Raw genomic sequence first — 10,905 nt, 5'->3', positions numbered from 1 at the left:
CCCGCTAAAGGCAAGGAATAATTTCAGATGTTTTCCTTCCTTAGGCCTTGTGATAATGACAAACAGGAATCCGGTCAGGACGGCTACTATGGGCAGCAGGTAATCTATCATTTATTTTTTTGTCAGGTATTTGCTTATTGTGTAATGAAGCGATACATAAACAAAAGGCGGTGCTTTTTGTATCAAAGGGCTAAATTAACGTATTTTTGCCTTTTATCAGAGAAGAGACATGGGAAATAATTACAGGATGGTTGCCAAAACCTTTTTTGGTTTTGAGGATATTTTGGCAGAGGAATTGCGTAACCTGGGAGCAATGGAGGTTGAAAACGGGGTACGGAGTGTTGCCTTCCTCGGAGATAAGGGGTTTATGTATAAGGCAAACCTGTGTTTGCGTACGGCACTGAAGATCGTCAAGCCTTTAAAGTCTTTTAAGGTGAGAAATGAGAAAGATCTTTACGACAGTATTTACACCATTCGATGGGAGGATATGATTACGGTACACCAGTCTCTTGCCGTAGATGCCGTGGTGCATTCGGAAACGTTCAATCACTCTCTTTATGTGGCCTTGAAAACAAAAGATGCTATTGTGGACAAGTTTCGGAATACACAGGGCAAAAGGCCCGATGTGGACCTGAAACATCCCGATCTGCGGATAAATATTCATATTCAGAAAGATGTATGTACCGTTTCTCTCGATAGTTCAGGTGCCTCGCTCCACCACAGGGGATATCGTACGGCTACCAATATTGCACCGATAAACGAGGTTCTTGCGGCGGGAATGCTGTTGCTCAGCGGATGGGACGGACAGTCCGATTTTCTGGACCCTATGTGCGGCAGCGGAACGATCCCCGTGGAAGCTGCCATGATAGCCTGTAATATTCCCGCAAATATAAACCGGAGGGAATTTGCCTTTGAGAAATGGTCTGATTTTGATGCGGACCTGTTTGAAAAAGTTACCGAAAGCAGTTTGAATAAGGCCAGGGAATTTCATCATAAAATATATGCGTATGATAAGGCTCCTTCTGCTATTAAAAAAGCAAAAGACAACATACGGAATGCCAACCTCAGCGAGTACATTTCCATAGATCAGGAAGATTTTTTCACAACGGAAAAGAATATTGAAGGGAAACTGCATATGGTTTTCAACCCGCCATACGGGGAAAGACTCGCCACGGATATGGAACGCTTTTACAGCAGTATAGGCGATACCTTGAAGCAGGGCTATCCCGGTACGGATGCATGGTTTATTACGTCCAACATGGAAGCACTTAAATATGTAGGGCTCCGGCCTTCCAGAAGAATAAAACTGTTCAACGGACGCCTGGAAAGCAAGCTGGTAAAGTATGAGATGTATGAAGGCAGCAAAAAAGCCAAATGGAATAATTAGAATATGAAATACAAACACAAAGCACTTTTATATAACTTTATTTGTTTCGCGCTATTGTTTATACTTACCAGGACGGCACTGCATTATTTCTTTCCGGGTTATAATCTCTGGACCGCCATTGCCTCGGCGATCACTGCAATGGTCCTCGCCCCGAAATTTGTAGTTGTGGAAAGTCCTTCCGGTGAAAAAATGTTTGTCAAATGGTTGTTCCTGCCTCCGAAAGAGATGAAATAAGTTAATTTTCTATTTCTATTTCCGTTCCCGTGCTGTTCTTCTCTATTTTGTTAAGGGCTCCTTTTTTGGTCTTTTTGAATATTGGAATGAGGTACGATACGGTATAGTTAAAAGTAATGCCGAATTTACTGCCGTCCGTTACCTTCTGGAATCCCGGGATCCATAAATTCGTAAAGGAGTCCGGAGGAGTATCATTAAGGAGATATCCGAGCCTTAAAGTCCCTCCCAGGTAGAGGTTGTTGAATAACTCTACTTTCATCCCGAACAGGACTTCCAGCCATTGTGCGCTCAAGCCGCTGTATTCCCCCAGGATATTTTCGTCCGTTCCCGGTATACCGTTTTCTTCCCAGTAAGGGTTGGTGGTATAAATATAATACTCTTCCAGGGTCTGGCTGAAGGTGCTTACGCCCAACCTGGCCCCGGCAAAAATAAGGTTTTCCATACCGTACCAGTTCTCATATAGATTATAGTCGATACCGGCACGGAGATAGCTGCCCGATGTGGAGAAGGTGTAGAGATTTTCTGTGCTGGTTTGTTCTTCAATCCCTAGTTCTGCAGCTATATAAAGGTCTTTGGATATACGGAAGTCTCCGGTCAGTTCCAGTCCTGTATAGTTGTCACTGGCAAAAGTTCGTATGGGTTTACCTAGGTCGATCCCAATCCGAAGGCCATATTTTTCCTTGTATACGACACTGTCCTTTGGTTTTTCTTCGCTGTCATTTTCCTGGGCGATGCCTGTAAAAGAGCACAAGGAAAGGAAAACGATACTAATGATATACTTTAACATGGGCAGCACTTTGATTTTCTACTGTGGGGTTAATTACCTCAAAGGAAGATATCCATCTGTCGGTATCGTCCTGATCTCTGGTTGCCGTCAGGTCGGAAAAATTGGTGACAAATCCGCAGGCCCTTGAAATAAAGATCTGTTCCGTCTGGTATTGGAAAGTAATGGTATCTGTATTGTCTATTTTCAGGGTATCGCCATTTTCCTGGATTTCTTCCGTATGGCGTGTAAAAGCGTAAACGGATTCATTGGCAAATACTTTCAGGGGGATGGAAATAGAGTCGGTAGCTATGCTGTCTAAACCTGCTACGGTCGAATCCTTGTCTTGCCCGGTGACGCTTAGTAAGGAAACTTCTTCCCTGGTATCAGGGTCATTTCTATCGTGAAAAGTAATTATCATCAGTGGAGTGGTTACCGAGTCTTCCGGACATATATCGTCCTTTTCACAGCCCAGTAGGAACATAGCCGCCACACCGGCCACAAACAATGCTAAGGCAAGTCTTTTCACCTTGATAGTTTTTTAGTTAATAGTTTCTTTTGCATAGCTCATTACAGTATTTCTACGGTTCGGACTATTGCTGAAAAGCATGTTTCCGGTTGAAGGATAAGTCCCTTTTTATTTTCAGCGTTTTTCCAAAAGTACAACATTTTCCACATGGTGGGTTTGAGGGAACATGTCCACAGGTTGTACCCTTGTCACTTTGTATACATCGTTCATAAGGGCGAGGTCCCTGGCCTGTGTGGCGCTGTTACAGCTTACATATACCACTTTTTCCGGCGCTATGTCCAGTATCTGCTGCACTACATCTTTGTGCATGCCGTCCCTGGGTGGGTCTGTTATAATAATATCCGGCCTGCCGTGATGCGATATAAAGGAACTGTTGAAAACCTTCTTCATGTCACCTGTAAAGAATTCAACGTTATCGATGTTGTTTAATTGTGCATTGCTTTTGGCGTCTTCTATGGCTTCGGGAACAGCTTCTACTCCTATAACCTTTCCGGCCTTCCTGGCAACAAACTGTGCTATTGTTCCGGTACCTGTGTACAGGTCGTATACCAATTCATCACCGGTAAGTCCCGCAAAATCCCTCGTTACTTTATACAGGTTATAAGCTTGTTCGGAGTTCGTCTGGTAAAAAGACTTGGCATTTATTTTAAAGCGCAGTCCCTCCATCTCTTCAAAAATGTGGTCTCTTCCGTGATAACAGATGACTTCCTGGTCATAGATCGTGTCATTCGGTTTGCTGTTGATGACGTAGAGGAGGGAGGTGATCTCCGGGAACGCTTTTGTCATATAGTCCAGCAACAGCGGTATATGATCTTTGTTATTTTCAAAAAACTGCACCAGGACCATGATCTCCCCGGTGGAAGATATCCGTATCATAAGGGTACGCAAAAGTCCTTCCTGTTTCCGGGGATTGAAAAAGGCGAGGTTGTTTTTCCTGGAAAAATCCCTCACGGCCAGGCGTATGGCATTCGAGGGATCTTCCTGCAGGTAACATTTCTCAATATCCAGTATTTTATCCCACATTCCGGGAATATGAAATCCCAGGGCATCTTTGTCTTTGAGTTCTTTTTCGCTGTCTATCTCTTCCCGGGTAAGCCATCTGCTGTCCGAGAACGAGAATTCCATTTTGTTCCTGTAGAAAAGTTGTTTTTCGGACCCCAATATGGTTTCGGGTTTCGGAATGTCTATTTTTCCCAGGCGGGTCAGATTGTTTTCTATCTCTCTTTGTTTGTAAAAGAGTTGTTCCTCATAGCGCATATTCTGCCATTTACATCCGCCGCATACGCCGAAATGACTACATTCCGGTTCCTGTCTTTTCTCGGAGTATTTATGGAATTTTGTGGCTTTCCCTTCAAAGTATGCCTTTCTTTTTTTGGTGGTCTGAACATCTATAACATCTCCCGGGATGGCATTGGAAAGAAAAATAACCCGTCCATCGGGAGCCTTCGCTATACCTTTGCCCCTGGCTCCGGCATCCGTTACTTCTACGTGCTCAAAAAACTGTTTTCCGCTCTTTCTTGACATGGGGCAAAAATAAGATTTATTGATGATTTCTACTCATCTCCGGGGCATTAAGTTCAAATCCGTAAAAAGAAAGCCGGACGTTCCTGCCGGAATAAGGAGATCGTTTGAATAGTTTAGAGTTTCCGCGGAATATTCGTGAGGAAAAATAGAATAAATAACTACTTTTGGGAAAAACAGATATTCCGTAACTATGAACCGTTTCGACCGGATAACCACCATTCTCATTCAGTTACAATCCAAAAGGGTGGTAAAGGCCCAGGATCTTGCGGATCGTTTTGAAGTCAGTCTCAGGACTATTTACCGGGACATCCGCACACTTGAAGAGGCCGGCGTGCCCCTCTACGGCGAAGCCGGGGTAGGATATTCTATAGTAGACGGGTATCGCCTGCCCCCGGTTATGTTCAGTAAGGAGGAGGCAATGGCGTTCGTGACCGCCGAAAAATTGATGGAAAGACTTACGGATAAGGTTATCCGCAACCATTTTGAATCCGCCATGTACAAAATCAAATCGGTCCTGAGGGGTACTGAGAAAGATTTTGTGGAGGACCTCGCATCGCATATTCACATACGGGACAGGCAGTTGCCTTCTAAGACAATTCCCGATAACATCCTGGATGTCCTTTTTCGTGCCATATCAGATAAAAAAGTAGTGAAAATTATATACAGGGCTCTTGGCCGTGCGGAAAAGACGGAGCGTTTTATCGAACCTATAGGAGTATATCATGAAAACGATCATTGGTACACCATCGGATATTGTCATTTACGGGAAGACTACAGGCATTTCAGGGCAGATCGAATGTACAATATAGAACTGACCGATAAAGACAGGCTTTCCGAAAGGGCTACATTGCAGGAGTATCAGGAACAATGGGAGAAGAGTAAAAAATCTGCCACTCCTCAGAAAGTAGTGATCCGGGTAGAGAAAAAAGTGGCAATGTATCTGCACGAACGAAAAAACTATCAGGGGTTTGTGTCTGAAACGGAAAAAGACGGAAGGATAGAAATGACATTCCTTACATCACATCTGGAAGATGGTTTTGCCCGATGGTTTCTGATGTTCGCCGATCATGCCGAGATCGTGGAACCCGACTTTCTGAAAGAAAGGATCCGGGACATCCTGAAAGCTATTTCCAAAAAGCTTTAAGGACAACATATCCGGATTATGAAACCTGTCCCATTCTTTTGATAATAAACCGGTCACAAACGCTCAGCCCGACACAAAGCCGTGAATTTTTCGCCTGTAATGGTTTAATTTAGCAAAGCAAAAGACAACAAATTTTTTATTTGTGAAATACTGCTGACAAAGGGTTGTCATAATGCGGCCCTACCTTTGAATTGTATTCATAAACAGATAAAAAATGAAAAGGTCAGTCCATATCCCACAAAACGAAGAAAAGACTTTATCCGGTAGTCCGGCAGAGCATACCTGTAAAGAAAAGACCGAAGCATCCCATTACCTGGCGTCCCGAATTTCGGAGCTATCCGTGTTCAGCCTGTTGTGGGGTTGAGCCTTGCCCGGTAGATTTGCGAAGACCGGGCCATCCCTCAATATTTAAAGAATATATATTGGTGAAATCGTTTAACTTTTCCTAATTTGCATCATGATTGGATGATTCCTCTCCTTTAAAGAAGGAATGGTAAAGTTTCACTTTTGATTAAATCGGTTAATAATGAATATTACAGAACAACTAAGCTCACAGGATGCTATTAAACTGGAGAATGATTACGGAGCGCATAATTATCACCCTTTACCGGTTGTTCTAAGTAAAGGAGAAGGCGTGTATGTCTGGGATGTGGAAGGTAAGAGGTATTACGATTTTTTGTCTGCCTATTCCGCAGTGAACCAGGGACATTGCCATCCCCGGATCGTAGATGCCCTGATTGAGCAATCACAACGGATAACCTTAACTTCGAGAGCCTTCTATAACGATATGCTCGGTAGATTTGAAAAGTACATTACCGAATATTTTGGCTACGATAAGGTTTTACCAATGAATACAGGGGCGGAAGCTGTGGAAACCGCTATAAAAATTTGCCGTAAATGGGCATATGAGAAAAAAGGAGTGGCTGAAGAGGAAGCTAAAATAATTGTATGTGAGAATAACTTTCACGGAAGGACCACAACCATAATATCCTTTTCCAACGATGAGACCGCACGAAAAAATTTCGGACCGTACACGCCTGGTTTTGTGAAAATACCTTATGATGATACGGATGCATTGGAAAAGGTGCTGAAGACGGAAAAAAATATAGCAGGATTCCTTGTAGAGCCGATACAGGGAGAGGCCGGAGTTTATGTGCCTTCTGACGGTTACCTTAAAAGAGCTGCGGAGCTATGCAAGGAACACAACGTGCTTTTTATTGCCGATGAGATCCAGACCGGAATAGCGAGAACCGGTAAATTACTTGCCGTGAATTACGAAAATGTCCGTCCGGATATGCTTATTCTCGGAAAGGCCCTTTCCGGAGGAACATACCCGGTTTCCGTTGTGCTTGCGGATGATTCGGTAATGGAGGTGATCAAGCCCGGACAGCACGGATCTACTTTTGGGGGAAACCCGGTAGCTGCTGCTGTTGCTATGGCGAGCCTTGAGGTGGTGGAAGATGAAGGGCTTGCCGATAACGCAGCAGAATTAGGAGACTTCTTCCGGGAAGAACTTAATAAATATATTGCCGGTTCGAATATAGTTAAACTGGTACGGGGAAAAGGCTTGTTGAACGCTATTGTTATTAACGATGCCGAAGACGGGGAAACGGCGTGGGATATATGTGTGGCGCTGAAAGAAAACGGGTTGCTGGCAAAACCTACCCACGGTAATATTATTCGTTTTGCACCTCCTTTGGTAATGGATAAGGAACAATTGGCAGACTGCGTCCGTATTATAACGGAGACTCTGAAAGATTTTGAATAATTGCAATACGAGTATCAAATAAAAAAAGCGGGGAAACTTAATTCCCCGCTTTTTTACTTTTGGAAACACGGGATGTTTATTTCGTTTGCTTGATGCCTTTCAGGATAAAATAACCGATAGTCCCCCCGATCATGGACGCGGCAAAAATACCCATTTTAGCTTCCAGGATATACTCCTCCGCATTTGTCTTAAAAGCCAGTTCCGTTATGAATAATGACATGGTGAAACCGATACTGGCCAGTAATGCCACGCCGTAGATATGTTTCCAGGTCAGATCGGAAGGGAGTGTGGCGATCTTGAGTTTGGTCATGAGTTTCGTGAAGCCGACGACCCCGATAAACTTACCAGCAACCAAACCTAGAATGATACCTATACTCACATTACTGGTAATGTTGTGCCAGAAATCCCCCGAGAAAGTAACTCCTGCATTAGCCAGCGCAAACACCGGCATCACAACAAAACTCACCAGGGAATGCATGGAGTGTTCCAGGCGTTGTAAAGGAGTAAGGGCAGCCTTGGAGTAGATCCTGACCTGTTCCAATACATGTTGTTGTTGAGGGGTTTTTAGTCTTTTTGTGCGTCCTTCCAGATTGTCGTACTCATTGATAAGACTTCTTAGTTTTTCCACATATTTTTTATCTTTTACCTTAGAACTCGCGGGGATGGTAAACGCCGCCAATACTCCGGCGATGGTAGCATGTACCCCGGAAAACAGGAAAGCCATCCATAAACCGCCGATACCTATTATACCGTAAAATACAGGAGCTCTTACCCCCAGGCGGTTAGCTGCCAGGAGAACCAGAAGAAATACTCCCCCGACGATAAGGCTGTTTGTATCAATATCTGAAGTATAGAACATGGCAATAACCAATACCGCACCGAGATCATCCGCTATGGCCAGGGCCGTGAGGAAAACTTTTAAAGATACCGGCACCCTGTCCCCCAGGAGGTATAAAATACCAAGGGCAAAAGCAATATCTGTGGCCATGGGGATCCCCCAGCCTCCTACAGCATTGGAATCATGATTAAATATAAGGTATACGGCAGCGGGGAAAATCATTCCTCCCAGCGCAGCCATTAATGGCAAGATCGCCTTTTTTGGTCTGGATAATTCTCCGGCTATCATTTCGCGCTTTAACTCCAGTCCCACTACAAAAAAGAAAATGGCCATAAGGCCGTCATTTACCCAGTGATGCAGGTTATTACTGACCTCAAAAGAATCGAATTTAATACCAAATTCAAGTTCCCAGAAATGATGGTAAGCTTCTTTTAAAGGAGAGTTGGCAAGTATTAATGCAACAACCGCAGATAAAAACAAAACCACACCTCCGGTAGTGGATTTGTTAATAAACCTGCTCATAGGGTCAATTAGTATCTTGTCAATAGGAGTTTTTTTCATATGAAAGTTTAAAGTAAATTTTGTGCCCGCTTTGTCTGAATAACATATAGTTAAAGGAAGCTAAGATAGGATTTATGGCCAGTTTTTTCAACAAATTTCAAAAAAATCGGTTAAAATGACAACGGGTGTTCAGAGCTTCATGCCCTAATATTCTAATATTCAAATAGTATGCAGAACCACAAATGTTTAAGCCTGATGATGCCGCAATAACGGAAAGTGTTTTTTACAAGGAAATACCTTTTTCTTTTTGTAAGAAAAAAAACTTTAATTTTTTTAACAAATACAGGAGAGGTGCCTATGTATTAATCCTGGCCGTTTACAGAAGATGGGTGAAGACGGATTGTACTGATGTTATGAGGTGTTACGGTTTTTTCTTTCGAGGAATTGTATAAATCTTATATGCTATTATCCTTGTATGGTATTGGTTGTTCTTCGTATTTTTGGCGCGTCGAAAAAGAGCAACACAACAAACGGATTAAATAACATGGCAGACACCAAGTATATCTTTGTTACGGGAGGAGTTACTTCTTCATTGGGAAAAGGGATTATAGCAGCTTCACTGGCTAAGCTTTTACAGGCCAGGGGGTATAAAGCTACAATTCAGAAACTGGATCCTTATATTAATGTTGATCCCGGAACACTGAATCCTTATGAACACGGAGAATGTTATGTTACGGATGACGGAGCGGAGACCGATCTGGACCTGGGGCATTATGAACGTTTTCTGAATGTAAGGACCTCCCAGGCCAATAATGTTACTACGGGAAGGATATACCAGAGTGTTATAGAAAAAGAACGAAGAGGGGAATTTCTGGGGAAGACCGTACAGGTAGTACCACACATCACCAATGAAATAAAAGAACGTATACAAATTCTGGGTAATTCCGGGGAGTATGATATTGTGATTACCGAGATAGGAGGTACGGTAGGGGATATAGAATCCTTACCATATATAGAAGCGGTAAGACAACTCATGTGGGAACTGGGAGACAACAATGGGATCGTAATACACCTAACCCTTGTACCGTTCCTGTCTGCTGCCGGAGAATTAAAGACCAAGCCCACGCAGCATTCCGTAAAGACTTTAATGGAGAGCGGAATAAAGGCGGATATTTTGGTTTGTCGTACAGAACACGATCTTTCGGATGATCTTAGAGAAAAACTGGCTTTGTTCTGTAATGTGCGCAGAGAAGCGGTAATACAGTCTATCGATGCCTCTACCATATATGATGTGCCTAAACTGATGCTGGAAGAAGGGTTGGATAAAGTGGCCTTAAAAAAACTGGACCTTCCGGAGAAAAATCATCCGGATCTGGAGAAGTGGGATGCCTTCCTTGAACGGCACAAAAATCCGAAACACGAAGTGACTATAGGATTGGTTGGTAAATATGTGGAACTGCAGGATTCTTATAAGTCCATCCTGGAATCTTTTATTCACGCAGGAGCTGAAAATGAAGTAAGGGTGAGGGTAGAGACCATACATTCCGAATACATAGATGAAGTCACTATACAGAATAAAATATCTCACCTGGATGGAATACTGGTAGCGCCGGGATTCGGAGAAAGAGGAATAGAAGGGAAAATAGATACGGTGCGATATGCCCGGGAAAACAAAATACCTTTTCTGGGGATTTGTCTCGGAATGCAAATGGCCGTTATAGAATTTGCCCGTACCGTATTGAAGCTGAAAGATGCTAATTCCACAGAGATGATACAGGACACACCTTATCCGGTAATAGACCTTATGGAAGAGCAGAAGGAAGTAACGGATAAAGGGGGGACAATGCGTTTGGGAGCATGGAAGTGCGTACTGAAAGAAAACAGCCTGGCCAGGGAAATTTACGGAGAAGAAACCATTATGGAAAGACACAGGCACCGGTATGAATTCAACGATAAATATAAAGAACAGATAGAAGCTGCCGGATTGAAAGCTACCGGGTACAATCCGGATACCAAACTGGTGGAAATAGTGGAATTACCTGAACATCCGTGGTTTGTAGGAGTACAATACCACCCGGAATACAAAAGTACGGTAGCTAACCCGCATCCGCTCTTTGTAGCATTTGTTAAAGCAGCGTTGCAATATAAAAAGGAAAAAAACCGTGCCACTTTGGCATAGTAATACTATTTGGGGGTATTTTTGTGTCCCTTCCGGGA

Annotated in this window: 11 protein-coding genes (1 of these 11 running past the window's edge); 6 read left to right on the top strand and 5 right to left on the bottom strand. The window is 43.3% G+C overall.

What is annotated here, in order from left to right:
• On the bottom strand, positions 1-111 hold the start of the coding sequence (locus tag ACVBDY_RS05735; RefSeq protein ID WP_447174511.1) for a ZIP family metal transporter. Its footprint begins 564 nt before the window's first position; 111 of the gene's 675 nt are visible here — the first part of the coding sequence; the start codon lies at positions 109-111; its stop codon lies off the left edge, out of view.
• Positions 112-229: 118 nt separating this feature from the next.
• Between ACVBDY_RS05735 and ACVBDY_RS05730 the strand changes: the two genes are divergently transcribed.
• Together ACVBDY_RS05730 and ACVBDY_RS05725 are read left to right on the top strand one after the other, a co-directional pair.
• Positions 230-1,387 carry a THUMP domain-containing class I SAM-dependent RNA methyltransferase gene (locus tag ACVBDY_RS05730; protein ID WP_447174510.1) on the top strand — a complete coding sequence of 386 codons (1,158 nt, stop codon included), beginning with the start codon at positions 230-232 and terminating at the stop codon, positions 1,385-1,387.
• A 3-nt stretch (positions 1,388-1,390) separates the two neighbouring features.
• The gene (locus ACVBDY_RS05725) at positions 1,391-1,621 is read left to right on the top strand and encodes a hypothetical protein (protein WP_447174509.1); all 231 of its coding nucleotides are present in this window, start codon (positions 1,391-1,393) and stop codon (positions 1,619-1,621) included.
• 1 nt (position 1,622) lies between these two features.
• Here ACVBDY_RS05725 and ACVBDY_RS05720 read toward each other — a convergent pair whose 3' ends face one another.
• The 3 genes from ACVBDY_RS05720 to rlmD form a co-directional block, all read right to left on the bottom strand.
• Complete coding sequence (locus tag ACVBDY_RS05720; RefSeq protein ID WP_447174508.1) at positions 1,623-2,408, bottom strand: DUF6048 family protein; 786 nt, start codon at positions 2,406-2,408, stop codon at positions 1,623-1,625.
• Positions 2,389-2,913 carry a DUF6452 family protein gene (locus ACVBDY_RS05715; protein WP_447174507.1) on the bottom strand — a complete coding sequence of 175 codons (525 nt, stop codon included), beginning with the start codon at positions 2,911-2,913 and terminating at the stop codon, positions 2,389-2,391. Before ACVBDY_RS05715 ends, ACVBDY_RS05720 begins: the two co-directional genes overlap by 20 nt.
• 114 nt (positions 2,914-3,027) lie before the next feature.
• The gene (gene rlmD / locus ACVBDY_RS05710) at positions 3,028-4,437 is read right to left on the bottom strand and encodes a 23S rRNA (uracil(1939)-C(5))-methyltransferase RlmD (RefSeq protein WP_447174506.1); all 1,410 of its coding nucleotides are present in this window, start codon (positions 4,435-4,437) and stop codon (positions 3,028-3,030) included.
• 190 nt (positions 4,438-4,627) lie between these two features.
• Between rlmD and ACVBDY_RS05705 the strand changes: the two genes are divergently transcribed.
• The 3 genes from ACVBDY_RS05705 (at position 4,628) to rocD (ending at position 7,349) form a co-directional block, all read left to right on the top strand.
• Positions 4,628-5,581, top strand: a complete 954-nt coding sequence (locus tag ACVBDY_RS05705; protein ID WP_447174505.1) for a helix-turn-helix transcriptional regulator — start codon at positions 4,628-4,630, stop codon at positions 5,579-5,581.
• A gap of 214 nt (positions 5,582-5,795) precedes the next feature.
• Positions 5,796-5,945 carry a hypothetical protein gene (locus tag ACVBDY_RS05700; RefSeq protein WP_447174504.1) on the top strand — a complete coding sequence of 50 codons (150 nt, stop codon included), beginning with the start codon at positions 5,796-5,798 and terminating at the stop codon, positions 5,943-5,945.
• A 162-nt stretch (positions 5,946-6,107) separates the two neighbouring features.
• Positions 6,108-7,349: an ornithine--oxo-acid transaminase gene (gene rocD / locus ACVBDY_RS05695; RefSeq protein ID WP_447174503.1), complete on the top strand. Its 1,242-nt coding sequence runs from the start codon at positions 6,108-6,110 to the stop codon at positions 7,347-7,349.
• Positions 7,350-7,425: 76 nt separating this feature from the next.
• On the opposite strand, the gene nhaA is transcribed toward rocD, so the two are convergent.
• Positions 7,426-8,748, bottom strand: a complete 1,323-nt coding sequence (gene nhaA / locus ACVBDY_RS05690) for a Na+/H+ antiporter NhaA (protein WP_447174502.1) — start codon at positions 8,746-8,748, stop codon at positions 7,426-7,428.
• Positions 8,749-9,232: 484 nt separating this feature from the next.
• On the opposite strand from nhaA, the gene pyrG reads away from it, so the two are divergent.
• Entirely contained in the window at positions 9,233-10,867 is a 1,635-nt protein-coding gene (pyrG, locus tag ACVBDY_RS05685; protein WP_447174501.1) for a CTP synthase, read from the top strand.
• Positions 10,868-10,905 lie beyond the last annotated feature (38 nt).

The organism is Sinomicrobium halophytocola, from assembly GCF_052983395.1.
The sequence above is the reverse complement of the archived record's forward strand: the minus strand, read 5'-3'. Positions and strand labels throughout refer to the sequence as shown.

Bases quoted from the DNA above. Each gene is read 5' to 3' on its own strand.
- ACVBDY_RS05730 (WP_447174510.1), top strand. From the start codon at position 230: ATGGGAAATAATTACAGGATGGTTGCCAAAACCTTTTTTGGTTTTGAG.
- ACVBDY_RS05725 (WP_447174509.1), top strand. From the start codon at position 1,391: ATGAAATACAAACACAAAGCACTTTTATATAACTTTATTTGTTTCGCG.
- ACVBDY_RS05720 (WP_447174508.1), bottom strand. From the start codon at position 2,408: ATGTTAAAGTATATCATTAGTATCGTTTTCCTTTCCTTGTGCTCTTTT.
- rlmD (WP_447174506.1), bottom strand. From the start codon at position 4,437: ATGTCAAGAAAGAGCGGAAAACAGTTTTTTGAGCACGTAGAAGTAACG.
- ACVBDY_RS05705 (WP_447174505.1), top strand. From the start codon at position 4,628: ATGAACCGTTTCGACCGGATAACCACCATTCTCATTCAGTTACAATCC.
- ACVBDY_RS05700 (WP_447174504.1), top strand. From the start codon at position 5,796: ATGAAAAGGTCAGTCCATATCCCACAAAACGAAGAAAAGACTTTATCC.
- rocD (WP_447174503.1), top strand. From the start codon at position 6,108: ATGAATATTACAGAACAACTAAGCTCACAGGATGCTATTAAACTGGAG.
- nhaA (WP_447174502.1), bottom strand. From the start codon at position 8,748: ATGAAAAAAACTCCTATTGACAAGATACTAATTGACCCTATGAGCAGG.
- pyrG (WP_447174501.1), top strand. From the start codon at position 9,233: ATGGCAGACACCAAGTATATCTTTGTTACGGGAGGAGTTACTTCTTCA.